The organism is Streptococcus sp. D2, assembly GCF_006385825.1.
GTDB classification, from domain to species: domain Bacteria; phylum Bacillota; class Bacilli; order Lactobacillales; family Streptococcaceae; genus Streptococcus; species Streptococcus shenyangsis.
In genome coordinates this window covers 156,909-180,555 of sequence record NZ_VFSI01000003.1, presented here as the reverse complement: position 1 = coordinate 180,555, position 23,647 = coordinate 156,909, and the positions used below count along the sequence as shown (strand labels likewise).

Here is a 23,647-nt window from a genome sequence, read left to right as displayed (position 1 = left end):
TTATTTTCTTATCTACTTGATAATACCGTCAATGCTAAGGCAATGGCTAGCCAGAAAAAGACTAAAATCCCTGTCAAACGCTGCATTACAGCTTCAAAACCGCGTGCTTTACTGCGTTCAAACAAATCACCTGAGCTGGCATCAAATACATTGCTGGATTGGTTTTTGGTTGGTTGCATGAAAATCGCAATCACAATCACAACAGATAATACTAATAAAATGGTTAATAATAGGTTATACATATCAAACTCCTTAAAATCCCTATTATTTTACCATAAAATCTACTTAGATTCAAGATGTAGGGTTACTTTTCTTTCCTTGGGACAATACTTTAAAACCTCAATCTTGTCTGGATGAGTTTTTGAATTTTTACTGGTTAGGTAATTGATACTGCCACAAGAGGAGCATTTGAGATTAATTTTTACTCGCACTAGATTTCCTTTACTTTTAATAATGTTCGAAATTGAAGCAGATTAAAGAGACAACTAAAGGCAACACAAAGGCTTGTCGCATAGAAGACAGCATGGTAGCCAAATTGACCTGCTACTGCAGAACCTGCCATGGGCCCAACGACACCTCCCAGATAAAAGAATACCTGATTGAAGGCAAAGACCCTCGAAATACCAGCTTTGGGTGTCATCTTACTGAGAAGGGCATTAACTCCGGGAATCAAGGCACCGGTTCCCAATCCAAAGAGGAAACGATAAAGTCCTAGTTGAAGAGGGCTAGAGGCATTGGCACAGAGGAGATAGATGATAACTGAATAAAACTGGGCTACAACCAAGAGGCGATGGTTGCCCACCTTGTCACCTAGCTTTCCCATGACTCCTGCACTCATCATACTGGAAAAGCCCATACTGGATACAATCAAACCAGATACAAAAAGAAGATTCTCTGTCTGGCCTAAGTCGCGTACATACAGAGCTAAGATAGGGCCAATCGATTGGGCTGAAAATTGGATGACAAAACTGGTCAGAAAGAGGTTGACTAAGAGATAGGGATATTTAACTGATGTAAATAATTCCTTTGTTGTGATGGCCTTTTCCTTGGCTACTGGTTGAAAATCTTCCTTAATAAAGCAAATAGTCAAAACAGCAGCTAAGAATAGAAAACTACCAACCAGTAAAAAGACAGTACGAATGCCAAATAATTCTGCAAAAAAGCCACCAATAAAGGGACCAGTTAGAGTACCTGCAACTACGCCTGTAGACAAAGTACCTAAGGCAGAGCCTGATTTCTCCTTGGGAACCTGACTGGCTATCAAGGCTGTTGCATTGGGAACAAAACCCGCAAATACACCATTCAGTAAACGAAGAAAGATTAACCAATAAATATTTGGGACAAAGGCCAAGCCTCCCATAGTAATAGTCATGGCCATACCAGCACGAATCATCATGGGTTTTCGGCCGTATTTATCAGCAAGAATGCCCCAGATAGGAGAGAAAAGTGCTGCAGAAATGGCAGAGACAGAAATAGCTAAACCTGCATAAAAAGCGACTTGCTCACTCCCTACACCTAGATTTTCCACAAAGATGGGCATAAAAGGCACAACCAAAGAAATACTGGCTCCAGTCAGAAAATTACCAAACCAGGCAATGCGCAGATTATCCTTCCAGTTAATCTCTTTCATCTTGCCTACCTCCCTCAAGCAGGGAGAACACCTGAGTAAGAAGCTGGTCCTGATTTCCATTGTTGTTTAAAACATGGCTGGCCAAATCTTTCTTTTTCTCTAAAGGCCACTGGGCTGCCAGACGAGACTCAGCTTCATCTTTGGACAAGTGGTCTCTTTTCATTAGACGTTCTACTTGGACATCTCTATCCACATAGACCAACCAAGTCTCATCAAACCAAGCGCTGTAGGCCTGCTCAAAAAGTAGGGGAATATCCATGAAGAAAATCTCTTCTGTCTGAGCCAACTGGTCTCTCAACGTAGCTAGCTCCTCACGAATAATCTCCCCTTGAGTTATCCTAGACCATTCCCGTTCTTCAGGATTTGAAAAGATAAGACTAGCTAGGATAGGGCGATTAAGTTCTCCGTTTTCAAGGATGATTTCTTGCCCAAAGTGCTTGACTAGAGCCTCAAACAGACGACCACCAGGTTTCTGTAGTTGGTGGACGACTGCGTCGGCATCCACTACTTGAAAACCTTGCTTTCTTAGAAAATTTGTCACAGTTGACTTACCAGAGGCAATTCCCCCAGTGATTCCAATGATTTTTCCCATCAGCCCCTCCTTTGACAGTTTGGACAAAAGTGAGTTCCTCGTCCACCTAGTTGGATTTTCTCAATGATGGTGCCACAACGTGAACATTCTTGACCAGCCTTGTCATAGACTTGATGAAAATCCTGCATGGTTCCATCTTCCCCAAAGGCATTGGTATAGGTCCGAATGGTGGAACCACCTTTTTCAACAGCCTGGCCCAAAACAGCAATGATCTGGTCATGAATGGCTGACGCTTCTGCTGCAGTCAAAGTCTGGGAAGGTCTAGCTGGATGAACCTGAGCTCGCCATAGAACCTCATCCACATAGATATTGCCAAGGCCAGCTACCAAGGTCTGGTCTAGGAGGTGGGATTTGATAGGCTTTTTGGACTTAGCTAGGGCAGCTTGAAAGACCTGCATATCAAAGTCTTGTTCGCTTGGTTCAGGACCTAATTTTTTAGAAATAAAGTAGGCGTCCAAAAGGTCAGGAGACAAGAGTTCCATAGTACCAAACTTGCGTACATCCTCATAAACAAGCGTGCCACCATCCTCAAATTGGAAGAAAACATGGGCATGCTTGCGTTCAGGTGCTTGGTCTGGATAGTAAAAATACTTGCCCTCCATTCGCAGATGAGAAATCAAGACCTTGTCTGTAAGATAGAAAAGCAAATATTTTCCACGACGTCCCATTGACTCAACAATCTGACCAGGCACTTCCTTTTGAAACTCGTCCAAATCTGTCTTAATCATCTTGGGATAGCGAATTTCTACACTCGAAATCTTCTTTCCCAAAATCAATTTTTCTAAGCCACGACGAACGGTTTCAACCTCAGGTAATTCAGGCATAAATCCTCCTTCTGTAAAAACAAGAAGCAGGCATGAGCCCACCTCTACTTAGTATTCTTTTTCATTATAGCCAAAGTCAGCCAAATCTAGCTTTTTATCACGCCAGTTTTTCTTAACCTTGACCCAGGTTTCTAGGAAGACCTTGTCTCCTAGCATGAGTTCAATATCACGACGGGCCATGCTACCAATTTTCTTAAGCATAGCACCACCTTTACCGATGATAATCCCTTTCTGACTATCGCGCTCGACCATGATGGTTGCACGGATGTGGACCTTGTCTGTCTCTTCATCTCGTTTCATAGAATCAACCACTACAGCAACTGAGTGAGGAATCTCTTCACGAGTTAGGTGCAAGACTTTCTCGCGAACCATTTCTGAAACCAAGAAACGTTCTGGATGGTCTGTGATTTGATCAGACGGGAAATATTGGAAACCTTCGTCCAGATTTTCACTCAAAATATCAACTAGACGAGACACGTTATTGCCCTGAAGGGCTGAGATAGGAACAATTTCCTTGAAGTCCATTTGATTACGGAAATCATCAATCTGAGACAAAAGCTGGTCTGGGTGAACCTTATCAATCTTGTTCACCACTAGAATAACAGGAACCTTGGCTGCCTTGAGACGCTCGATAATCATGTCGTCTCCCTTACCACGTGCTTCATCAGCGGGCACCATAAAAAGAACAGTATCCACTTCACGAAGGGTACTATAGGCAGATTCGACCATGAAATCTCCTAGAGCTGTTTTAGGCTTGTGAATCCCTGGCGTGTCGATAAAGACGATTTGCTCCTTATCGGTCGTGTAAATTCCCATGATTTTGTTGCGCGTTGTCTGCGCCTTGTCACTCATAATTGCAATCTTTTGCCCCATAACGTGATTTAAAAAGGTTGACTTCCCAACATTGGGACGTCCTAAAATGGCTACAAAGCCTGATTTAAAAGTCATAATTTCCTCTTACTGTTTAAAATAATAAATCCCAGATTCGTGGGAGAAAAATCAATGCGCCTGTTAAGGCTGCGAAAAGAGAGACCACTAATACCGCGCCAGCCGCCATATCCTTGGCATTTTTAGCCAGCATGGAAAAGTGATAGTGACTGGCTAAATCCACCACATTTTCGATAGCAGAATTGATAATTTCAAAGGCTACTACCAAGAAAATACTCAATAGGAGAAAGAGCCATTCGATTCGTGACACCTGAAAAACAAAACCTGCGAAGATGACCACTAGAGCCGTCACTGCATGTTTTCGCATATTACGTTCTTCCTTGATAGCAGTAAATATCCCTGTGAGAGCAAATTCTAAACTGGATATCAGGTCACGATTTTTCCATTTTCGTTTATTGTCTTGTGAGTCCATAGGCTGTCAAAATTTCTTCTTGTAAACCGAACATCTCCGCTTCTTCTTCTGGAGTGTAGTGATCATAGCCATTGATATGTAAAAAGCCGTGTACTGCCAAGAAGCCCATCTCACGCTCAAAGCTGTGACCATATTCCTCAGCCTGCTCATGAGCCTTATCTATAGAGATGAACAGTTCCCCAATATAGGCATCAAACTCAGACATCATCTCTGCTAATTCTGGATTTTCAAGCAAATCCTCTTCGTCAAAGGCAATTTCCAACTCTGGCTTATACTCAAGGCTGATAACATCTGTCGGACGGTCGGTGTCACGGTACTCCAGATTGAGTTCATGGCTACGCTCGTTGGTCACAAAAGTGACTGCCATCTCCTTGTCTTCTTTGCCTAATTTTTGGGATGCAAATTCCAAAATTTCTTGGGTTTGTTGCAACATTTCTTTTGAAACTTGACCAGTTTCATCTACCATTTCAATATACATGTGCTTCTCGTTTCTCTTTACTTGGCTTTATTATACCACATTTCCATGATTTTATTCTACCTTTTTGATATAATACTATGGAATACAATCACAAGGAGAGAACGATGTCATTTGACGGATTTTTTTTACACCACATGGTTGAGGAATTGCGAAGAGAGTTAGTGAACGGTCGCATTCAGAAAATCAATCAACCTTTTGAACAAGAGTTGGTCTTGCAAATCCGCAGCAATCGCCAAAGTCATCGCCTGCTCCTTTCTGCCCATCCAGTTTTTGGACGCATTCAGCTGACCCAAACGACCTTTGAAAATCCAGCCCAACCTTCTACCTTTATCATGGTCTTGAGAAAGTATTTGCAGGGGGCCCTGATTGAGTCTATTGAGCAGATTGAAAATGACCGTATTGTGGAAATCACGGTTTCCAATAAAAACGAGATTGGAGACCATATTCAGGCTACCTTGATTATCGAAGTCATGGGTAAACACAGTAATATTCTACTGGTTAATAAGAGTAGTCACAAAATTCTCGAAGTCATTAAACACGTCGGCTTTTCACAAAATAGCTACCGCACCTTGCTGCCTGGGTCGACCTATATCGCTCCGCCAAGCACGAAATCACTCAATCCTTTCACCATCAAGGACGAGAAACTCTTTGAAATCCTGCAAACACAGGAAACAACAGCTAAAAACCTTCAAAGTCTCTTTCAAGGTCTGGGACGTGATACGGTAAATGAATTGGAAAGGATACTGGTTAGTAAAAAACTTTCCACTTTCCGAAACTTTTTCAGTCAAGAAACCAAGCCCTGCTTGACAGAGACATCCTTCAGTCCAGTTCCTTTTGCAAATCAGGTGGGAGAACATTTTACCAGTCTTTCTGATTTGTTGGACACCTACTACAAAGATAAGGCTGAGCGAGACCGTGTCAAACAGCAAGCCAGTGAACTCATTCGTCGTGTTGAAAATGAACTTCAAAAAAATCGCCATAAGCTGAAAAAACAAGAAAAAGAATTATTGGCGACAGACAATGCTGAAGAATTCCGTCAAAAAGGGGAATTGCTGACAACATTCCTTCATCAAGTGCCTAACGACCAAGACCAGGTTATCCTAGACAACTACTACACCAACCAACCTATCACGATTGCGCTTGATAAGGCCTTAACTCCCAGCCAGAATGCCCAACGCTATTTTAAACGCTATCAGAAACTCAAAGAAGCTGTCAAATACTTAACTGATCTGCTTGAAGAAACTAAGGCAACCATTCTCTATCTGGAAAGTGTCGAAACTGTCCTCAACCAAGCTGGACTGGAAGAAATCGCTGAAATCCGTGAAGAATTGATACAAACAGGTTTTATCCGCAGAAGACAACGGGAGAAAATCCAGAAACGCAAGAAACCAGAACAGTATCTGGCCAGCGATGGCAAGACCATCATCTATGTTGGACGAAACAATCTTCAAAATGAGGAATTGACCTTTAAAATGGCTCGTAAGGAGGAACTTTGGTTCCATGCCAAGGACATACCTGGAAGCCATGTTGTCATCTCAGGCAATCTTGACCCATCCGATGAAGTCAAAACAGACGCAGCTGAGCTGGCCGCCTACTTCTCTCAAGGTCGCCTGTCAAATCTGGTTCAGGTAGATATGATTGAAGTCAAGAAACTCAATAAACCAACTGGTGGAAAACCAGGCTTTGTCACTTACACAGGACAAAAGACCCTCCGCGTTACACCAGACCCAGAAAAAATCGCATCCATGAAAAAATCCTGATTTTACTTGAAATCAGGATTTTTAACATACTATTCACTCAAATCATATTCAATTATAGGACTAATCTTTGCCACCTAGTTTTTCATTAATTTTCATCATTACACTAGCAATTTTTTCGCCCCAATAAGGATCTGAGGCATATTCTACATTCATACCAGAAGCCTTATTGCCAAGGAAAGTTCTGCCCCTATCGATGTAATTTTCCTTAATCCACTTGGTTGCACCTAAAATTCCCTTATCCACATCATCAAATGTCTTGGCAGAAAGGTAAGGGGTCGTATCATAGGCTGCAATTCCAAAGAAATTATTCTTATCTTTGGCAATATTACTTCTTCCCCAGTCACTTTCTAAGGCACTATGGGCAAGGAGATAGAGGGCATTGATATGGTAATGTTCTTCAGCTTCCTTAAAGGTAGCGCCCTTATTCTCCAAGAGACTATTGTTAATATTTAACAGACTAAATACCTTATCCAAGTCTTCAGCACTATAGTTTGTAGCCTCTGTCAAGTCTTTGAAAAGGAAGGGATTTTCAAGGTTAAAACCATCAAAATGCAGTCCATCTGCCGAATAATATTTCTTGCCTACTTCCATATCAGAAAGATGAGAAGCTACTGGGATACTAGCATTCTGAGCCACATAGTGATAAAAACGGTGTCCATCACTCTCATAATAAGGGATAAAATCCTTACTAGAATCTAGTGCTTGTAAATCTTCTGTTTTCATGTAGCCTGACAAACCAGAAACAGTAATAGCCAAGCGCTTGTCATCACTTTTTCTATCCTTATCTAGCCAGACGACACTACCTTGTGATATATAGGAAAGCTTTTCACCATCTGCATTATAAATATTTGCTGTGACAGGAACTACTTGATAATAAGAAGCATTTTCATTTGTAGCTTTTTCTCCAAGCCATTTACCATCATTTCCAAGCTGATAACCATCTACTGTCTCATTTTTTGCCATGTAGCCGCCAGATTTGAAGTAGTACCAGGCTTGACTTTTAGCATCGTATAGCCATTCTTTCTCAGCCATTTTCCCATCAGATTTGAGATAAAACCAAGACTCCTTATCCCAAATCCATTCATTTACTGCCATATAGCCACCTGATTTTAGATAATAATAGTGAGCATTTTCGAAAATCCATTCTTTCTCAGCATGATTTCCATTTTCTTTAATGTAAAACCAAGATTGGTATTGTTTGTCATAAAGCCAACCTTGCTGTACTTTGGCACCACTAGCATTCACATAAGCCAGATCAATCCACTGACTTGTTAGTAAATAACCACCTGATTTGAAATAATAGTCCTTGCCCTTGATTTGGAGCCATTCTTTCTCTGCGTGCTGTCCATCTGCTTTGATATAAAACCAAGCGTCGTATTGAGAATCAAATACCCAGTCTTCTATTACTTTGGCACCTGTTGCACCAACATAGGAAGTTCCTACCCAAGCATTTCTTTTCATCTTTCCATTTTGGTCAAGATAATAGAAAGCTCCCTTGTCTTCTACCCATTCTGACTTGGCCATATAGCCACCAGATTTGAGGTAAAAATAGTCGTCACCTTGCTTCAACCATTCATTTTCAGCATAGTTAGCATCTGCTTTTATATAAAACCAAGATTGATAATGAGCATCAAAAACCCACTCATTAGCTGCTGGACTTCCATCCGCTTTCAGATATTGTTTTCCTTGCCAAGTACCATCACTTGCCATTACACCCTCTGGACTAGCTAAGAAAAATAGCAGAGCTAAAAAAACAAATCTCAATTTCTTCATAAACTTTCTTCCTCTGTTCTTTCTACTTTATTGTATCAAAATTCTCTATAATCAACATTACAAACTGATAAAAAATCAAGAACAGATTGATTGCAGTTTACCTCAGAGACTCTTTTACTTCCTTGCGGAGATTTTCTAGACTGCTGATACCATATTTATCCATAACCTTTGGTAGATTTTCGATGATATCAGGACAGGCATATGGATTGGTAAAGTTGGCTGTTCCAACTCCGATGGCAGATGCCCCAGCCAGATACATTTCTAGCGCAGCTTCAGCCGAATCCACTCCCCCCATTCCAATGATAGGTAGGTCTGTTGTTTGGGCTACTTGGCGGATGAGTTTGAGGGCTACTGGAAAGACTGCTGGGCCAGACATTCCACCTGTTCCATTGGCCAAGATTGGTTTTCTGGTTTTGAGGTCGAAGCGCATTCCAACTAGAGTATTGATCATGGTTAAGCCACTTGCCCCCGCATCTTCTGCAGCTTTTGCGACAGTGACGATATCCGTCACACTAGGGGTTAGTTTGACATAAACTGGCACATCTGAGGCTTCGACAGCTGCCTTTACTACATCATAAGCCAAATCTGGATCTTGACCAATCAAAAGTCCGTGATTACAGTGGTCAACATTGGGGCAAGAAATATTGAGCTCGATGGCCTTTACATTAGTTGCCTTGGAAATACCATGAGAAACAGCCGCATACTCTTGTTTTGAAAAACCAGCTACATTGGCGATAATAGGAAGATTTGGATATTCTCTTTCCAGCCAAGGTAGCTTTTCAGCCAAAACAACCTCTAAACCAGGATTTTGCAGGCCAATTGCATTAAGCATACCAGCGGGTGTCTCTGCCACCCTTGGAGTTGGATTGCCAAAGCGTGGTTCAAGGGTTGTCGCCTTAATCATAATAGAACCTAAAAGGTCTAAATCATAGTACTTGGCATACTCTTGACCAAAACCAAAACAGCCTGATGCTGGAATAATCGGATTTTTCAAATCCAAGCCAGGTAGAGAAATTTGTAAACGATTTGTAGTCATAATTTTCTCCTTATAATACAACTGTTCCTGTGCGGAAAACAGGGCCATCTTCACAGACACGTTGGCTGACAGTCTCGCTTTCTGGCACTTTTAGGACGCAGGCATAGCAAGCCCCCATCCCACAAGCCATACGAGATTCCAAAGATAGATAGGCTCTTGGGTGGTCATAAAAGGTTTGATTGATATACTTCATCATTCCAGGCGCCCCACATGAGTAAACAGCATCAAATTGATTGTCTAAATCCTTGATGACAACTGAAACATTTCCCTTGATGCCATAAGAACCATCATCTGTCGTTACAAAGACCTGCCCATATTGAGCTAATTCCATCTCCAAAATAACAGCATCCTTATTAGCAAAACCGAGAACTATCACTACTTTCACACCACGCGCATGCAATTCCTTGGCAACCTCAAGCAAGGGCGGAACACCAATCCCCCCACCAACAAGGAGAACCTGGCTCTGCTCATCTAGGTCAGACAAGTCAAAACCATTCCCCTGAGGACCCATCACATCAAGAATATCTCCCTGACTTAAGGTTGAGAAAATAGCTGTCCCAGCTCCCTCAATCCGATAAATGAGATGACACTGTTTCTTAACCTTATCGATAGACGAAATTGAAATAGGGCGACGCAAGAGATGGGCGTCATCAGGCACACGCAGATGAAGAAATTGGCCTGCCCGCATAGCTTCAACCATTTCCCCTTCTAGAACTAATTCAAAGATTTTTGGCGCGATTTCCTCCTGTGCAACCACCTTCATGGTTTCCAATCGAATTGCACCCAAACGTTTCTTACATGTGGGATTCATGACTTTTCCTCCTTAAATTTTAAGGGGACCAGACAAAGAAAAGACCTTGCTAGTGCAAGGCCTCAGTTAAAATCGTACAACAGAAGAGAGCACACTCAAAAAGTCTCCTCTAGAAAATTGCACTATTCTTTTATCTGACACCTTGTGAGTCTCTCTGGACTCCCCTTAAAGGTTAAATTTTTACTAGTATACTCTTTCAGATAAAAAAAGTCAAGTAGAAAACGAACATTCTACTTGACTTCACGAGATTATTTTTCACGAATGACTTCGACCTTGTAGCCATCAGGGTCTTTGACAAAGTAATAGTTTGGTGCAGTTCCTGGTAGACCATTTGGCTCAGTCACTTCATAGCCTTTGGCACTGTGCTCTTGATGAAGAGCTTCAAGATCAGGTGTACTGAGGGCGATATGGGCAAACCCATCTCCAACCACATAAGGACCATGATCGTAGTTATAAGTCAACTCCAACTCATAGTCGTCACCCTCAAGTCCTAGATAGACAATTGTGAAGGCATGGTCTGGAAAATCTCTGCGACGCAATTCTTTAAAACCAAAAGCATCTTGATAAAATGCGATTGATTTTTCAAGATTTTCTACTCGCAAGCAAGTGTGTAGCATTTTTGAAGCCATTTTTTTCTCCTTTATTTTTAAAAAGACTGGGACAATCCTGTTCCAGTCTCATCAGTTATTATTTACCAAGTTTTGCTTTAGCTGCATCTGCAAGAGCTGTGAAAGCTGCTGCATCGTTAACAGCCAAGTCAGCAAGCATTTTACGGTTAACTTCGATCTCAGCCAATTTCAAACCATGCATCAATTGTGAGTATGAAAGTCCGTTCATACGAGCTGCCGCGTTGATACGAGTGATCCACAATTTGCGGAAGTCACGTTTTTTCTGACGACGGTCACGGTATGCATAGTAGTAAGAGTTCATTACTTGTTCTTTTGCAGTACGGAACAAGATGTGTTTAGCTCCATAGTAACCTTTTGCTAATTTAAGAATACGTTTACGACGTTTGCGTGATACAACGCCACCTTTAACACGTGCCATGTTTTATTTCCTCCAAATATTTCCTAGAATTCTTTACTTACAGTCAAACTATTATTTCAAGCGAGTAAGCATTGCTTTGATACGTTTGTAATCTCCTGAATGCACCATAGATGCTTTACGAAGATGACGACGTTGTTTCTTAGTTTTTCCGTGGAAACGGTGAGAAGTGTAAGCACGGAAACGTTTAAGTCCACCAGAACCTGTACGTTTGAAACGTTTAGCTGATGCGCGGTGTGTTTTTTGTTTTGGCATGATTTTTTCTCCTTTATTTAACTTTCTGACAATTATTTTTTGTCAGTCGCTGGCGCCAATTGCATGAACATTTGACGTCCATCCATTTTAGCACGTTGTTCGATGATGGCAATATCTTGAGTTGCTTCAGCAAACTCGGCTAAAACTTTTGCACCAATCTCTTTATGGGTAATCATACGACCCTTAAAGCGAATAGATACCTTAACTTTATTTCCTTTTTCAAGGAATTTGCGTGCATTGCGAAGTTTTGTATCAAAGTCACCCTTGTCAATAGTTGGACTTAGACGAACTTCTTTCACAGTAACAACACTTTGTTTTTTACGTTGTTCTTTTTGCTTCTTCTGGTACTCAAATTTGAACTTACCGTAGTCCATAATTTTTGCAACAGGCGGTTTGGCTTGGGGTTGAATCAATACTAGGTCAACATTAGCATTATCAGCCAAAGCTTGCGCTTCACTGAGTGGCTTAATGCCTAGTTGTTCTCCTTCAAGACCAATCAAGCGAACTTCACGTACACGAATCTCATCATTGATGAATAAGTCTTGCTTTGCTATGGTTTTCACCTCTTTTGTTTTATTAGAGAAAAACAATAGCGGACTCGTAAATATACAAGCCCGCACGTTATGATAGCGTTTCTTAGAAACTTTTCATCCGTAGGGCCAGGCAACTTAATGTCACAAGGCGAGAAGCTCTCACTTCTGCTTTTCTCAACTTTTATATGATACCAAGTTTTCTAGCCCTTGTCAAGATAAAAAGTTATTTTTTTGAAAAGTTTGTGTTTGTATTTTTCATTGATTTCCTAATCAAAAAGAGAGAATCAAGTTGATTCCCTCTCTATGTTAGTTTTTACTTATTTTCCCTATAGGAAAGCTAGGATCTATTAAAAAATTCTTTTTTCTGTGAACTTCCCCATCTTTCGATAAATAGAATCCCCACTAACAAAAGGATAATCAGGCAAGGAAGTAAGACTATCCCCATGCTCCAATTCAGATTGACATTATCAATTTGCTTAGGTAATCTTCCAGACAAAATCTCCACTGAACGCAAGTAAGTAAAGGGAATCAGATGTGCAATCCTTTGAAGAGGCTGAATTGTTTGGATGCCAAACAATAAGCCAACAATCCCAATGAGTGAAAGAAAAAGGACAGGCATTTTTTGCTTGAAAAAGTAAGCAATCAAGTACACTACTTCCACAATGACGATAAAGGCTAAGAAAGCTAAGAACAAGCCAGGAAATAACACATCTTGTATCTTTCCAATAGTTACCTCTTGATTCACTAAGCTATAAATCGGGTAGGGATAATCTAACTGTCCAAAACCACTTATCAGACTTCCCACTAGAAAAGAAAATCCGCTGATTCCGATAAACAGTACAGTTACATAACCCACTCCAACTCCAAGAGAGGACATTGCAAATGTCACTTTTGAAAAAGGATATAACTGAGCTGTGTCCAGATGATTTTGATATCTTTCTGCAAATAGTTGCGTTAGCATAAAAATAATAGCAATCACAAACAAGGTTGGGATGATAGCCTCTAAAATCCAGATAATCTGATCAATCCCGTGGATCGGAAACTCCAAAGTATGTGCTTTTATGTTCAAGGGATACAGGGCTTGGTAAATCTTTCGTTGGCGGTCAACCGCCATTTTAAAGTCAGAGCTAACAGTCGGGTTATTTGATATCATTTCATAATTCTTCTCTTCATCTTGCCACTGCAAATAGTAAGCTTCTTTCCAGAGCCATTGATAGCAAGAATACCATAAATCCTACCCTTTTCAAATGTAAAATCAACATCTTGTAAAATGACTTGTCGCGTTTTTAAGGTCACATGAGTAAGCTGCAACATATCTAGCCCTCCTTTTTGGATTAATAGCCTCCGCTGTAGTAGTTTAGTACCTCATAACGATCGTAATTCCAGCCAGAACCAACTTTATACTCAGAATAGCTATCATAACGAGACTGTGATAGTTCGTACTATACTTTCCAATCATACCGATAAGTTTTAAGGACGCTCACAGCAGATACACTGGACTAAAAAAGACCAATAGATCATAAACTAACTAATTAAACGGTTTTTGCTAATTTTTAATGGTTTTATTGCATTTATATCTTTAATATTGAACACGCTTTCATTATATCGTTTTTATCATTATTATGCAACAGATTTTTGGTTTTTGTTTTCTTACTAATCTATAACAACTTTTCCTCCTATCGAATGCTTTCGATTTTCCAACTATTCCAACCCTTAAAGCGTATAGCCCCTTGCTGGTCAGTTCGATATACTTTGCTATTGATAGTTTCCAGTCGGGTCAAGGTTTCCTGATGAGGGAGTTTCGTTCGATTGCTCTTTCCAACTGAAATGAGAATCACCTCTGGTTTGAGCTGTTCTAAAAAGGCTGAACTTGATGATTGTTTAGAGCCATGTTGGCCAGCTTTCAAGACATCAATTTTCAAGTCTGGATAGTGCTTCAGCAAGCCCTTCTCTCCTTTCTCCTCCAAATTTCCAGTGAAGAGAAAGTTTTTATCCAAGAGTTTTCCATACAAAACCAGGGTATCTTCATGATCTCCAATTTTCCTTGGAGATAGGACTTCTAACTGACTTCCAAAAATTGGCAAGTTTTCTCCTTCTGTCACACTGCGCACCTTGGTTTGAGTTACCTGTAGTTCTGCAACAAATTCCTTCTGTTTCAGACTGCCTTTGGACACTAAAATTTCCCCTACATGGAATGCCTTGGTCACCTCCAGCAAATCTCCAACATGTTCCTTGTCCGTATTTGTCAAAATTAGCTGATCAATCTTGGCTACTCCTCGACTTTTTAGATAGGGGATCAAGCTTCTCTGTGCATTGCTGGTCGTCGCCTTTTCTTGCCATTTTTCGATTTTCTTATTAGATTCTGCCTTGCCACCGACATCTATGAGAATGGTTTTACCAGTTACATCCCGTAAGAAAATACTTTCACCTTGCCCCACATCCAGCATGGTGATTTCATTTTCCAGTGGATGCTTGGTCAAGAAAAAGAGACCCACAATAAGTAAGCTGAAGCCAGCTACTCTTTTGATATTTTTCCTCAAATCATAGACCAAAGCCAAGGAAATTAACAATAAGATTAAAAGCCATACATTGGGTTGTCCAAAGACCAGAGGCCTACTTGCCACCTGCGACACCAAGCGAATCATTCCCTCCAACCATTCAAAGATAAAATTCAGCTGAATGACTGGATAGAGAAAGGAAAGGGCAAATAAGATAGACAAGAGCGGTAAGAAGACCAAGTCAAATAGAAAGGAAAAGACAAAGGTCAAAAGGATGGACCAAGGTTGAAATTCCGCAAAATAGAAGGACAAAATGGGCAATATTCCCAAGGAAATGACTAGACTTTCTCTGGCAATAGCCTTAAGCCCCTCTCCTTCTTTGCTAGTCATGGTCAAGATAAAAGCATAAGCGCAGGACAAGACTCCTCCTGCTGTCAAGAAAAAGTTGGGCATGATAATAAAGAGGACAAGCACCGTCAGAGCAAAATTATCCAAGCCCTTAACACCATGTTGAGCCAGTAACTTTTGCAAGAGACTGCGAATGACCGAGGCTGAAAATCCAGTCAGGCCTGCATAAATAAGGGAAAAGGGATAAGTTAGCCATTTCAACTTTTCTTGGGTCAAGCCCAATCGCAAGAGAAGTTTCTTAAAGCCATCCATGAAAAAACCTACCTGCATACCCGACAAGGCAAAGAGGTGGATAATTCCTAGACTAGAATAAAGCTCATTCATCTCCTCAAAGTCGGTGTCCAGATGTCCTAGTAAGAGCCCTGTCATGTAGTTCCGCATAGGGTCTGGAAAATGCGTCTTAATCCAAACTACAGCCTTTCGGCGTACACTGGACAGATTTTCACCTATATCCAAACTGCCAACCTTTTGAAGTGACTGGATTTTTTTGATATTGAGAATCTGGTAAATTCCCTGAGTTTTCAGATAGGTTTGGTAGTCGAAACCACCAAAATTTCTCTTCCCTTCTGGCTCCGAAAGCTTCCCTTCTAGTCCTATCTCATGAATGTCGGTTAAAGCTTGAAAGGTTTCTTTCTCCTCCTCGGACTGGAGTTTATAATAAACTTGAAAAATGCGTCCATCAGACTTGCCACGAAAGGATAGACTGTCACCATTGACTTTAATAGTATCAGGCAAAATCCGTACCCTTTCAACAGAATCCGCCAAATTTTGACTTGCTTGACTCTGTTGCCAATTTTGAAACAGAAACCAGAAGCCAAAGATTCCACAAATCACTAGAACTTTGCTAGCAGATTTCCAAGGAAATTGGAAAAAGAGACAGACTAGCAGAAAAACAAAGCCTAACAAAGCAAGATAGTATGCTGAGAAAATAGAATAGTAAAGCCAAAGCAATAGAAAACTCAGGTAAATTAGGGGAATAGGGAGTTTCTTAATCCACTGTAACATAGTCTTTTAGCTTTTCTATCGTTTTAGCACCAATGCCAGAGACCTTCTTAAGTTCATCAACCGACTTGAATTTGCCATTAGTCTCACGATGATCGATAATATCCTGAGCTCGTTTTCCTCCCAAGCCTTTGACCTGCTTGAGTTCTTCCAGACTGGCCTTGTTGAGATTGATTTTCTTTTCCTTGCTCGTTGAAGAGGCCGTCCCAGAAGCAGTCTGTTGACTAGCTGCTTCTTCTCCCTTAGTTGGAACATAAACCAGGGCTTCATCACTAACTTTCTGAGCTAGATTGAGCGACTTGCTGTCTGCTTGCTCTGTCAAGCCACCAGCCTTCTGAACGGCATCATTGACCCGACTACCTACCGGCAAATCATAAATTCCAGGTGCTTTAACAGCGCCTTTTACATCTACTGTGATTAGATCTTGTTCAACCGGTTCTTCCTTCTTCACTTCATTTTCGGATACCGAATCCTTGGAAACAGCTGCAACTTCAGCCTGCAAATTCGTTTCCTTGACAGGTGTTTGTGGAGATGGTTTTAGCAGGAAAAATCCTCCTACAAGTAAGCCCAGACCAGTACAGATGACAATGATTTTATACTCTTTGATTTTCTCGATAATTGCTTCCATATTTTCTCCTCTCTTAGATTATTCGTAAGAGGAAGAAAAAACAGTTGAAAATTTCTTTTCAACTGCTTATTTATTTGCAAAATAGTCTTCCTTGGTCAAGACATAATGAACTCTTGTCACGATTCGGCCTTCTTCATGCTGGTCAATACAAGCATAAGCTTCTTCGTGGGAAAAACGCATTCCTGATTTCTCCATGACCTTTCCAGACGCAGGATTATTCTTATCGTGAAGGGCAATCAACTTATTCATCCCTATCTTCTCAAAAGCTAGCTCAATCACAGCACGATTGGCTTCTGTCGTTAATCCTTGATTCCAATACTTTTTATTGATAATATAGCCAATAGCTGCCTTCTTAAGAGCAGGATCAATCTTGTGCAAATCAATGGTTCCGATAAATTTGCCATTGCTTTTTAGTCCTATCCCCCACCGTCCCAAGGGATTGGCCAAGTAGAACTGAGCAATATTATTTTGAGTTTCTTCCAAGCTTTGATTGGTTGGAAAAGTGTAACGCGTATTTTCTCTGTCCGAGGCATATTCAAACATTGCTTCCGCATCATCCAAAGTTACAGGTCTAAGCAATAAACGCTCTGTCTCCATTGTTGGATACTGGGATAGTTTTAAAAAGATTGATTCCATACTTCTCCTCCATTTAAAAATATTTTCTACCAGTCTAGCATAAAAAATAAATTACAACAAATTTTTCTTGCTTTTTAAAGCGGTTTCATATAGAATAAAATCATCACCTTATTTTATAGATAATGTGATAAATCATTTACAACCCGTCAATAGAAAGGGAGTTTTTCTCTATGTTAATCGGAATTCCAAAAGAAATTAAGAATAATGAAAACCGTGTTGCCCTAACACCTGCTGGTGTCCACAGCTTAGTCGGCCGTGGTCATCGCGTCCTTATCGAAACAAATGCTGGTCTCGGTTCTGGCTTTACTGATGCTGACTATCAAAAGCAAGGAGCTGAAATTGTCGCTACTGCTGGTGAAGCCTGGGCAGCTGAATTGGTCGTAAAAGTAAAAGAACCACTAGCTTCTGAATATGGTTACTTACGTGACGACCTGCTTCTCTTCACCTACTTGCACATGGCCGCTGCTCCAGAATTAGCAGATGCTATGTTGGAAGCAAAAACAACTGGGATTGCCTATGAAACTGTCCGTGATTCCCAAGGTCAATTACCACTCCTCGTACCTATGAGTGAGGTTGCAGGCCGTATGGCAGTCCAAATCGGCGCCCATTTCCTAACTAAGCAAGCAGGAGGTTCTGGTGTCTTACTGGGTGGTGTGCCGGGTGTACCTAAAGGGAAAGTAACCATCATCGGTGGCGGTGTCGTAGGGACCCATGCTGCTCGAATTGCGCTTGGTCTTGGTGCTCAAGTAACCATCCTTGATATCAGTGCTAAACGTCTTTCAGTCCTCGAAGAAGTCTTTGGTCATCAAATCCAAACCCTTATGTCCAATTCATTCAACATCGAAGCCAGTGTGAAAGATGCGGATGTGGTGATCGGAGCGGTTCTCATCCCAGGTGCCAAGGCACCAAAACTGGTCACAGATGAGATGGTCAAGCAAATGCGTCCAGGATCTGTCATCGTTGACGTTGCCGTTGACCAAGGTGGTGTTATCGAGACAGCTGACCGTGTGACAACGCACGATGAGCCTGTATATGAAAAACACGGTGTTCTCCACTATGCCGTTGCCAACATCCCTGGTGCGGTTGCTCGTACTTCAACCATTGCCCTAACCAATGTCACTCTTCCTTATATTGAAGCTTTGGCTGGTAAAGGTTTTGTACAAGCAATCTCTGAGGATGAGGGCTTGCGCCAAGGTGTTACTACTTATCAAGGTTACTTAACCAGTCTTCCAGTAGCCCAAGGTCTCGATAAAAAACATACTCCAATTGATGAACTAATCTAAAAAATCTAATTATCAGATAAAAGAAAGAGCAATTCCACCTGAACTGCTCTTTTTTGCTATTCTCTTTCTTCTTGGACTTCTTCACGCTCTTCTTTTTTAACTGGAGCTGGTTCATAAGCTCGGATAATCTGAGCGACAACTGGATGGCGAACCACATCCTTGGCTGAAAAATGAACAAAGTCAATCTGATGGATATTCTTGAGTTTCTCTTGGGCATCAATCAAACCGGACTTGACATTACGCGGAAGATCAATCTGACTGATATCTCCATTGACAATCATCTTAGAATTAAATCCTAAACGAGTTAAGAACATCTTCATCTGCATGATAGTCGTATTTTGCGCCTCATCGAGAATGACAAAGGCATCCTCCAAGGTCCGTCCACGCATATAGGCAAGGGGTGCAATCTCGATAATTTCACGCTCCATGAGACGAGTCGTCTGGTCTTTGCCTAGAATCTGATACAAGGCATCATAAACAGGTCTAAGGTAAGGATCTACCTTCTCTTTAAGATCACCCGGAAGAAAACCTAGACTCTCTCCTGCCTCAACCGCTGGACGTGTCAAGATAATTCGTTTGACCTGGCCACGTTTAAGGGCAGTCACGGCCAAAGTAACTGCAAGAAAGGTCTTCCCTGTTCCTGCGGGCCCGATTCCAAAGGTCACATCATGCTGTTTGACACTATCCACATAAAGTTTTTGACCCAAGGTTTTGACACGGATAGGCTTCCCTGTATTGTCCTTGATAATTTCTTCTTCGTAAAGGGCGACAAACTTGTCGATTTCATCGTTTTTGACCATGCTAATCGCAGTGACCACATCTGGCGTACCAACGGTCATCCCACGATTTACCAAGACCATGAGGGCTTGAATAACCTGACGAGCCTCTTCACAGGCAGTCTCCTCTCCCAAAACCTGCACAATCTCCGTACGAGCATGAATCACCACATCAAGCTCTTCTTCCATCAAACGAAGATGGCGTTCATTGGAACCAAAAAGATGAAACAGGTCATCTGGATGACTCAGTTGAATGTCTATTGAATGTTCCTTCAAATAAAGAACCTCTCTAATTCTTTTATTTCTTTTTATTATAGCAGAGGGAGGGAGAAATTACTAGCCCAAACCCAGTGAATACGCTAGTGTTCTAAGTATTCTTGCCAGATAGCGTCAAAGTCTCCTAGGTTGAAAGAGAAACTAGCGTGCTCCTCCAAAAAGCGACTCACCTCATCAAAATCATCTGTGTGTTTTGGGAAGGCTGACTCTTCAAAAGCGAGGTCTGCCAAAATTGCTTTGGGGCTGTTACTTTTAGGGTTGCGCTCGGTCATGAGCCAAGTGTAAAATGATTTTCTCATATGTCTCCCTAAATCAACTCTGTCCCAAACTGGTCTTGCTTGATTTTACCAGCCTTCATCAAGCCACCGAGTGCTTTCTTAAACTGACCTTTAGAAATACCAAAGGTTGCCTTGATATCCTCAGGGGATGACTTATCATTCAAGGTCATAAAACCTCCATTACTTTCCAAGTAAGTCAAAATCATCTGAGCATCATTTTCCAACATTTCAAAGGAACGTGGTTTGAGGGAGAGATTCAGCGTACGGTCAACCTCGCGGAAACCAATGACACGCGCATCTAAGACTTGCCCCAAACGTGGCTCTGCGTAGCGCTCGCTAGGATGGATAAAGCCAAGCATGTTATTCTCTGGCAGGTAAACAAAAGTTCCTGACAACTTGAGACGGTAAACAATGGCTGGCCAGTTTTGGTTCTGCATATTGTTGTAAGCAGGACGAGCTAGACGTTGGAAGTCTTCTTGATAAGCCAAGAGGCCCCAGATACGGTCTTTCTTGTCCACTTCAAGACGGATGTAGAGTTGGTCTCCCTTCTTAGGCCAGAGTTCCTTGAGCTCAGGGAGGATATCGAGTGACACAACGATTTCCTTGTCAGGTAGGCCTGTATCGACAAAGACTCCCAAGTCCTTGCGTACTTCTGTTACAGTTCCCCAACCAAATTGGTCCTGAGTGGCAGTTACTTCTAAAGTGGTCAAGCGGAGCTTTTGCTTCATATCCGTGTAGGCAAAACCTTTAACCGTGTCGCCTACTGTATGTTGACCTTCTTCCTTGGCAAGCGCATAGGTCTGGCCATCCTTTTGCACAAAGTAAAAACGATCATTTTCATCGATGATGAGTCCAACGATAAAACTTGCAAGATTTGTATTCATATTTCCTTCTTTCGAATAAAACTCAGCCAGCAATGCCAACTGAGTTTTTCTGTTTATTTTTAGACTTCCAAAAGTTCTTTCTCTTTGTTGGCAGTCATGTCGTCGATGTGTTTAACAGCATCGTCTGTTACTTTTTGAATATCTTTTTCAAGAGTCTTCAATTCGTCTTCAGTGATTTCTTTTGCTTTTTCTTGTTTCTTTGCTTCGTCCATAGCATCACGACGGATATTGCGAACAGCCACTTTAGCATTCTCACCGACCTTCTTCACTTCTTTAGCAAGGTCACGACGAGTTTCTTCTGTAAGAGCAGGGATAACCAAGCGAATCACAGAACCGTCGTTAGCTGGTGTAATACCAAGATCAGAAGCGTTCAAAGCACGTTCGATATCTTTCAATGAAGACTTGTCAAATGGTGTTACCAACAAAACACGTGCTTCTGGAATCGTAATTGAAGCGATTTGATTAAGAGGAGTTTCTACTCCATAGTATTCTACATGTACACGGTCAAGCAAGCTTGCATTGGCACGGCCGGCACGGATACCACCAAATTCACGAGCAAGTGATTGGTGAGACTGGGTCATTCTCTCTTTAGCTTTTTCAATAATTGCGTTAGCCATAATCTTTTTTATTCCTTTTCTTCGATATTATTTGAAACTGTTGTTCCGATATTTTCACCAAATACGACACGTTTGATGTTGCCTGGTTGATTCATATTGAAGACAACCAAGTCAATGTCGTTGTCCATTGAGAGGGTTGAAGCTGTTGAGTCCATGATACGAAGACCTTTATTGATAACGTCACGGTGGGTCAATTCTTCAAACTTAACAGCTGTCTTGTCTTTCTTAGGATCGGCATTGTAAACACCATCGACACCATTTTTAGCCATGAGGATGGCATCCGCTTCTATTTCAGCTGCACGAAGGGCTGCTGTTGTATCAGTTGAGAAGTAAGGTGAACCAATTCCAGCACCAAAGATAACGATACGGCCTTTTTCAAGGTGACGAAGGGCACGTCCACGGACATAAGGCTCTGCCACTTGTTGCATGGCAATGGCAGTTTGCACTCGAGTATCGACACCAACTTGTTGCAATGAATCTGCCATCACAAGAGCATTCATAACGGTCCCAAGCATTCCTGTGTAATCTGCCTGAACTCGGTCCATTCCTGCTTCTGCAGCAGGTTCACCACGCCAGAGATTTCCTCCACCAATAACAAGGGCAATTTCGATACCTAAGCTATGAACTTCTTGAATCTCTTTTGCGATTGTTTGAACTGTTTGGATATCAATCCCTACGCCACGTTCACCGGCAAGGGCTTCACCTGATAACTTGATTAAAATACGTTTATACTTGGGATTCGCCATTTTCACTCTCCTTTTTTTATCCTACCTATTTTATCACAATTTCTAAGATTTTTATAGTATCATGAGCAATTCTTTCAAAAAAATTAGACAGTCAAAAATTCCTCTAAGTCGCTGAGGGCACGCTCTGCAATTTTTTCATAACGAGCCTTCTTATCACGAATACGCTCACCTTCCAACTCCTTGATAATTCCAAAATTGACATTCATTGGTTGGAAATGTTTGCTGTCCGCATGGGTGATGTAATGAGCCAGACTGCCAATCGCTGTCGTCTCTGGGAAAATAGCTGGACTTTCTCCCTTGAAAAGACGAGCTGCATTAATTCCCGCAACTAATCCTGACGCTGCTGATTCAACATAGCCTTCCACACCCGTCATCTGACCAGCAAAGAAGAGATTTGGTTGTTTCTTAGAACGGTAAGTCTGCTCCAGAAGATTTGGTGAATCCATGTAAGAATTGCGGTGCATAACACCATAACGAACAAACTCCGCATTTTCAAGACCTGGAATCATTTGGAAGACGCGCTTTTGTTCTCCCCATTTGAGATGGGTTTGGAAACCGACGATATTGTATAGGCTACCAGCCGCATTGTCCTGACGAAGTTGAACCACAGCATAAGGTGTTTTGAATTCGCCATCACGAGGTCCAGTATAGTCGTCTGGATACTCCAAACCGACTGGTTTCATAGGACCATAAAGCATAGTTTTAATGCCACGTTTGGCCATGACTTCGATAGGCATACATCCTTCAAAGTACTTTTCTTTTTCAAAAGAATTAAGCGGTGCTTCTTCAGCATTGACCAAGGCTTCATGGAAATCCATAAACTCTTGCTTGGTCATTGGAGCATTGAGGTAGGCCGCTTCTCCCTTATCATAACGTGATTTGAGATAGACCTTGCTCATATCGATGGTATTGACGTCGATAATAGGCGCTGCCGCATCGTAGAAATAGAAACCATCTCCATTATTAAGGGCATGAATTTTCTCAGCTAGGGCATCACTAGTCAAGGGACCAGTAGCCACAACTGTGATAACATCTGTTGGTAATTCTGTAATTTCATCACGAACCACTTCAATCAAGGGGTGGTTGGTCACTTTTTCAGTCACCATCTGTGAGAAACCATCACGGTCCACCGCAAGCGCACCACCTGCAGGAACCCGTGTAGCCTCAGCAGATTCCAAAATAACAGAACCCAAGCGACGCATTTCTTCCTTGAGAAGCCCGACAGCATTTGTAAGAGCATCCCCACGAAGGGAATTAGAACAAACTAACTCAGCAAAATTGTCTGTTTTATGTTGAGGTGTTGACTTGACACCACGCATTTCATAAAGTTTAACTGGAATACCACGCTCTGCGATTTGGTAGGCTGCTTCAGAACCTGCCAAACCAGCACCGATAACATTGATATAAGATTGAGACACGACACTAATACCTCTTTGGGAGTGTGAAGACAAGTTTCACATTGAAAAAGCCAATCGGACTTTCCTCGCTCTCGAGTTTTCTGGCTCAGGCTGAAAAAGTC

The 23,647-nt window shown here is 41.6% G+C and carries 26 protein-coding genes, 2 pseudogenes and 1 other annotated feature; of the genes and pseudogenes, 2 read left to right on the top strand and 26 right to left on the bottom strand.

The window, feature by feature from the left end:
* Positions 1-8: 8 nt before the first annotated feature.
* The 8 genes from secG to ybeY are packed head-to-tail and all read right to left on the bottom strand — an operon-like array spanning position 9 to position 4,884.
* Positions 9-242: a preprotein translocase subunit SecG gene (gene secG, locus FJR73_RS03045; RefSeq protein WP_000282517.1), complete on the bottom strand. Its 234-nt coding sequence runs from the start codon at positions 240-242 to the stop codon at positions 9-11.
* A 39-nt stretch (positions 243-281) separates the two neighbouring features.
* Positions 282-431: a 50S ribosomal protein L33 gene (gene rpmG, locus FJR73_RS03040; protein ID WP_001809104.1), complete on the bottom strand. Its 150-nt coding sequence runs from the start codon at positions 429-431 to the stop codon at positions 282-284.
* Positions 431-1,630, bottom strand: a complete 1,200-nt coding sequence (locus tag FJR73_RS03035; RefSeq protein ID WP_140833249.1) for a multidrug efflux MFS transporter — start codon at positions 1,628-1,630, stop codon at positions 431-433. Before FJR73_RS03035 ends, rpmG begins: the two co-directional genes overlap by 1 nt.
* Positions 1,617-2,222, bottom strand: a complete 606-nt coding sequence (gene coaE, locus FJR73_RS03030; RefSeq protein ID WP_140833247.1) for a dephospho-CoA kinase — start codon at positions 2,220-2,222, stop codon at positions 1,617-1,619. Before coaE ends, FJR73_RS03035 begins: the two co-directional genes overlap by 14 nt.
* Positions 2,222-3,046: a DNA-formamidopyrimidine glycosylase gene (gene mutM / locus FJR73_RS03025; protein WP_140833245.1), complete on the bottom strand. Its 825-nt coding sequence runs from the start codon at positions 3,044-3,046 to the stop codon at positions 2,222-2,224. The genes coaE and mutM overlap by 1 nt, the downstream gene beginning before the upstream one ends.
* 48 nt (positions 3,047-3,094) lie before the next feature.
* Positions 3,095-3,994: a GTPase Era gene (era, locus tag FJR73_RS03020; RefSeq protein ID WP_000143264.1), complete on the bottom strand. Its 900-nt coding sequence runs from the start codon at positions 3,992-3,994 to the stop codon at positions 3,095-3,097.
* Between the two features lie 16 nt (positions 3,995-4,010).
* On the bottom strand, positions 4,011-4,406 hold the full coding sequence (locus FJR73_RS03015) for a diacylglycerol kinase family protein (protein ID WP_101782200.1): 396 nt from the start codon (positions 4,404-4,406) through the stop codon (positions 4,011-4,013).
* Positions 4,387-4,884, bottom strand: coding sequence for an rRNA maturation RNase YbeY (gene ybeY, locus FJR73_RS03010; RefSeq protein ID WP_140833243.1), 498 nt, complete (start codon positions 4,882-4,884; stop codon positions 4,387-4,389). Before ybeY ends, FJR73_RS03015 begins: the two co-directional genes overlap by 20 nt.
* A gap of 104 nt (positions 4,885-4,988) precedes the next feature.
* Here ybeY and pavA point away from each other — a divergent pair, with 104 nt between their 5' ends.
* Positions 4,989-6,644, top strand: a complete 1,656-nt coding sequence (pavA, locus tag FJR73_RS03005; RefSeq protein ID WP_140833240.1) for an Rqc2 family fibronectin-binding protein PavA — start codon at positions 4,989-4,991, stop codon at positions 6,642-6,644.
* Between the two features lie 60 nt (positions 6,645-6,704).
* Here the strand turns inward: pavA and FJR73_RS03000 are convergent, their stop codons facing one another.
* The 12 genes and pseudogenes from FJR73_RS03000 to FJR73_RS02940 form a co-directional block, all read right to left on the bottom strand.
* Positions 6,705-8,417 (bottom strand): glucosaminidase domain-containing protein, encoded by a 1,713-nt coding sequence (locus FJR73_RS03000; protein ID WP_140833238.1) that lies wholly within the window; start codon positions 8,415-8,417, stop codon positions 6,705-6,707.
* Between the two features lie 97 nt (positions 8,418-8,514).
* Positions 8,515-9,501, bottom strand: coding sequence for a dihydroorotate dehydrogenase (locus FJR73_RS02995; protein ID WP_181146586.1), 987 nt, complete (start codon positions 9,499-9,501; stop codon positions 8,515-8,517).
* A complete protein-coding gene (locus FJR73_RS02990; RefSeq protein WP_125451250.1) occupies positions 9,464-10,264 on the bottom strand; it encodes a dihydroorotate dehydrogenase electron transfer subunit in 801 nt (266 codons plus the stop codon). The genes FJR73_RS02995 and FJR73_RS02990 overlap by 38 nt, the downstream gene beginning before the upstream one ends.
* A 248-nt stretch (positions 10,265-10,512) precedes the next feature.
* Positions 10,513-10,893: a VOC family protein gene (locus FJR73_RS02985; RefSeq protein ID WP_000157153.1), complete on the bottom strand. Its 381-nt coding sequence runs from the start codon at positions 10,891-10,893 to the stop codon at positions 10,513-10,515.
* A 58-nt stretch (positions 10,894-10,951) separates the two neighbouring features.
* On the bottom strand, positions 10,952-11,311 hold the full coding sequence (gene rplT, locus FJR73_RS02980) for a 50S ribosomal protein L20 (protein WP_000124834.1): 360 nt from the start codon (positions 11,309-11,311) through the stop codon (positions 10,952-10,954).
* A gap of 51 nt (positions 11,312-11,362) precedes the next feature.
* Positions 11,363-11,563 (bottom strand): 50S ribosomal protein L35, encoded by a 201-nt coding sequence (gene rpmI, locus FJR73_RS02975; RefSeq protein WP_001125943.1) that lies wholly within the window; start codon positions 11,561-11,563, stop codon positions 11,363-11,365.
* 32 nt (positions 11,564-11,595) lie between these two features.
* Complete coding sequence (gene infC, locus FJR73_RS02970) at positions 11,596-12,126, bottom strand: translation initiation factor IF-3 (RefSeq protein ID WP_000848180.1); 531 nt, start codon at positions 12,124-12,126, stop codon at positions 11,596-11,598.
* Between the two features lie 15 nt (positions 12,127-12,141).
* Positions 12,142-12,273, bottom strand: a sequence feature (ribosomal protein L20 leader region).
* A 160-nt stretch (positions 12,274-12,433) separates the two neighbouring features.
* Positions 12,434-13,300, bottom strand: a pseudogene (locus FJR73_RS02965) (hypothetical protein); the annotation flags it as partial.
* Positions 13,294-13,410: pseudogene (locus tag FJR73_RS02960) on the bottom strand (ABC transporter ATP-binding protein); the annotation flags it as partial. The pseudogenes FJR73_RS02965 and FJR73_RS02960, both read right to left, overlap by 7 nt.
* 362 nt (positions 13,411-13,772) lie before the next feature.
* Complete coding sequence (locus FJR73_RS02950; RefSeq protein ID WP_140833233.1) at positions 13,773-16,007, bottom strand: DNA internalization-related competence protein ComEC/Rec2; 2,235 nt, start codon at positions 16,005-16,007, stop codon at positions 13,773-13,775.
* Positions 15,991-16,632, bottom strand: coding sequence for a helix-hairpin-helix domain-containing protein (locus FJR73_RS02945; protein ID WP_125451246.1), 642 nt, complete (start codon positions 16,630-16,632; stop codon positions 15,991-15,993). Before FJR73_RS02945 ends, FJR73_RS02950 begins: the two co-directional genes overlap by 17 nt.
* 66 nt (positions 16,633-16,698) lie before the next feature.
* Positions 16,699-17,268 carry a GNAT family N-acetyltransferase gene (locus FJR73_RS02940; protein ID WP_125451245.1) on the bottom strand — a complete coding sequence of 190 codons (570 nt, stop codon included), beginning with the start codon at positions 17,266-17,268 and terminating at the stop codon, positions 16,699-16,701.
* A 170-nt stretch (positions 17,269-17,438) separates the two neighbouring features.
* Between FJR73_RS02940 and ald the strand changes: the two genes are divergently transcribed.
* Positions 17,439-18,551 (top strand): alanine dehydrogenase, encoded by a 1,113-nt coding sequence (gene ald / locus FJR73_RS02935; protein WP_140833231.1) that lies wholly within the window; start codon positions 17,439-17,441, stop codon positions 18,549-18,551.
* Positions 18,552-18,607: 56 nt separating this feature from the next.
* Here ald and FJR73_RS02930 read toward each other — a convergent pair whose 3' ends face one another.
* The 6 genes from FJR73_RS02930 to trmFO form a co-directional block, all read right to left on the bottom strand.
* Positions 18,608-19,603, bottom strand: a complete 996-nt coding sequence (locus FJR73_RS02930; protein ID WP_140833229.1) for a PhoH family protein — start codon at positions 19,601-19,603, stop codon at positions 18,608-18,610.
* Positions 19,604-19,686: 83 nt separating this feature from the next.
* On the bottom strand, positions 19,687-19,902 hold the full coding sequence (locus tag FJR73_RS02925; protein WP_001232084.1) for a YozE family protein: 216 nt from the start codon (positions 19,900-19,902) through the stop codon (positions 19,687-19,689).
* Between the two features lie 8 nt (positions 19,903-19,910).
* Positions 19,911-20,765 (bottom strand): RNA-binding virulence regulatory protein CvfB, encoded by an 855-nt coding sequence (cvfB, locus tag FJR73_RS02920; protein ID WP_049488665.1) that lies wholly within the window; start codon positions 20,763-20,765, stop codon positions 19,911-19,913.
* 59 nt (positions 20,766-20,824) lie between these two features.
* Entirely contained in the window at positions 20,825-21,382 is a 558-nt protein-coding gene (gene frr / locus FJR73_RS02915) for a ribosome recycling factor (protein WP_001262225.1), read from the bottom strand.
* Positions 21,383-21,390: 8 nt separating this feature from the next.
* A complete protein-coding gene (pyrH, locus tag FJR73_RS02910) occupies positions 21,391-22,128 on the bottom strand; it encodes a UMP kinase (protein WP_000002996.1) in 738 nt (245 codons plus the stop codon).
* Between the two features lie 83 nt (positions 22,129-22,211).
* Positions 22,212-23,546 (bottom strand): methylenetetrahydrofolate--tRNA-(uracil(54)-C(5))-methyltransferase (FADH(2)-oxidizing) TrmFO, encoded by a 1,335-nt coding sequence (gene trmFO, locus FJR73_RS02905; RefSeq protein WP_140833227.1) that lies wholly within the window; start codon positions 23,544-23,546, stop codon positions 22,212-22,214.
* Between the last annotated feature and the right edge of the window lie 101 nt (positions 23,547-23,647).

What these genes read in the sequence shown, in the direction of transcription:
- secG (WP_000282517.1), bottom strand. Translation starts at nt 242, where the DNA reads ATGTATAACCTATTATTAACCATTTTATTAGTATTATCTGTTGTGATT.
- FJR73_RS03035 (WP_140833249.1), bottom strand. Translation starts at nt 1,630, where the DNA reads ATGAAAGAGATTAACTGGAAGGATAATCTGCGCATTGCCTGGTTTGGT.
- coaE (WP_140833247.1), bottom strand. Translation starts at nt 2,222, where the DNA reads ATGGGAAAAATCATTGGAATCACTGGGGGAATTGCCTCTGGTAAGTCA.
- mutM (WP_140833245.1), bottom strand. Translation starts at nt 3,046, where the DNA reads ATGCCTGAATTACCTGAGGTTGAAACCGTTCGTCGTGGCTTAGAAAAA.
- era (WP_000143264.1), bottom strand. Translation starts at nt 3,994, where the DNA reads ATGACTTTTAAATCAGGCTTTGTAGCCATTTTAGGACGTCCCAATGTT.
- FJR73_RS03015 (WP_101782200.1), bottom strand. Translation starts at nt 4,406, where the DNA reads ATGGACTCACAAGACAATAAACGAAAATGGAAAAATCGTGACCTGATA.
- ybeY (WP_140833243.1), bottom strand. Translation starts at nt 4,884, where the DNA reads ATGTATATTGAAATGGTAGATGAAACTGGTCAAGTTTCAAAAGAAATG.
- pavA (WP_140833240.1), top strand. Translation starts at nt 4,989, where the DNA reads ATGTCATTTGACGGATTTTTTTTACACCACATGGTTGAGGAATTGCGA.
- FJR73_RS03000 (WP_140833238.1), bottom strand. Translation starts at nt 8,417, where the DNA reads ATGAAGAAATTGAGATTTGTTTTTTTAGCTCTGCTATTTTTCTTAGCT.
- FJR73_RS02995 (WP_181146586.1), bottom strand. Translation starts at nt 9,501, where the DNA reads ATGGCCCTGTTTTCCGCACAGGAACAGTTGTATTATAAGGAGAAAATT.
- FJR73_RS02990 (WP_125451250.1), bottom strand. Translation starts at nt 10,264, where the DNA reads ATGAATCCCACATGTAAGAAACGTTTGGGTGCAATTCGATTGGAAACC.
- FJR73_RS02985 (WP_000157153.1), bottom strand. Translation starts at nt 10,893, where the DNA reads ATGGCTTCAAAAATGCTACACACTTGCTTGCGAGTAGAAAATCTTGAA.
- rplT (WP_000124834.1), bottom strand. Translation starts at nt 11,311, where the DNA reads ATGGCACGTGTTAAAGGTGGCGTTGTATCACGCAAACGTCGTAAACGT.
- rpmI (WP_001125943.1), bottom strand. Translation starts at nt 11,563, where the DNA reads ATGCCAAAACAAAAAACACACCGCGCATCAGCTAAACGTTTCAAACGT.
- FJR73_RS02950 (WP_140833233.1), bottom strand. Translation starts at nt 16,007, where the DNA reads ATGTTACAGTGGATTAAGAAACTCCCTATTCCCCTAATTTACCTGAGT.
- FJR73_RS02945 (WP_125451246.1), bottom strand. Translation starts at nt 16,632, where the DNA reads ATGGAAGCAATTATCGAGAAAATCAAAGAGTATAAAATCATTGTCATC.
- FJR73_RS02940 (WP_125451245.1), bottom strand. Translation starts at nt 17,268, where the DNA reads ATGGAATCAATCTTTTTAAAACTATCCCAGTATCCAACAATGGAGACA.
- ald (WP_140833231.1), top strand. Translation starts at nt 17,439, where the DNA reads ATGTTAATCGGAATTCCAAAAGAAATTAAGAATAATGAAAACCGTGTT.
- FJR73_RS02925 (WP_001232084.1), bottom strand. Translation starts at nt 19,902, where the DNA reads ATGAGAAAATCATTTTACACTTGGCTCATGACCGAGCGCAACCCTAAA.
- cvfB (WP_049488665.1), bottom strand. Translation starts at nt 20,765, where the DNA reads ATGAATACAAATCTTGCAAGTTTTATCGTTGGACTCATCATCGATGAA.
- frr (WP_001262225.1), bottom strand. Translation starts at nt 21,382, where the DNA reads ATGGCTAACGCAATTATTGAAAAAGCTAAAGAGAGAATGACCCAGTCT.
- pyrH (WP_000002996.1), bottom strand. Translation starts at nt 22,128, where the DNA reads ATGGCGAATCCCAAGTATAAACGTATTTTAATCAAGTTATCAGGTGAA.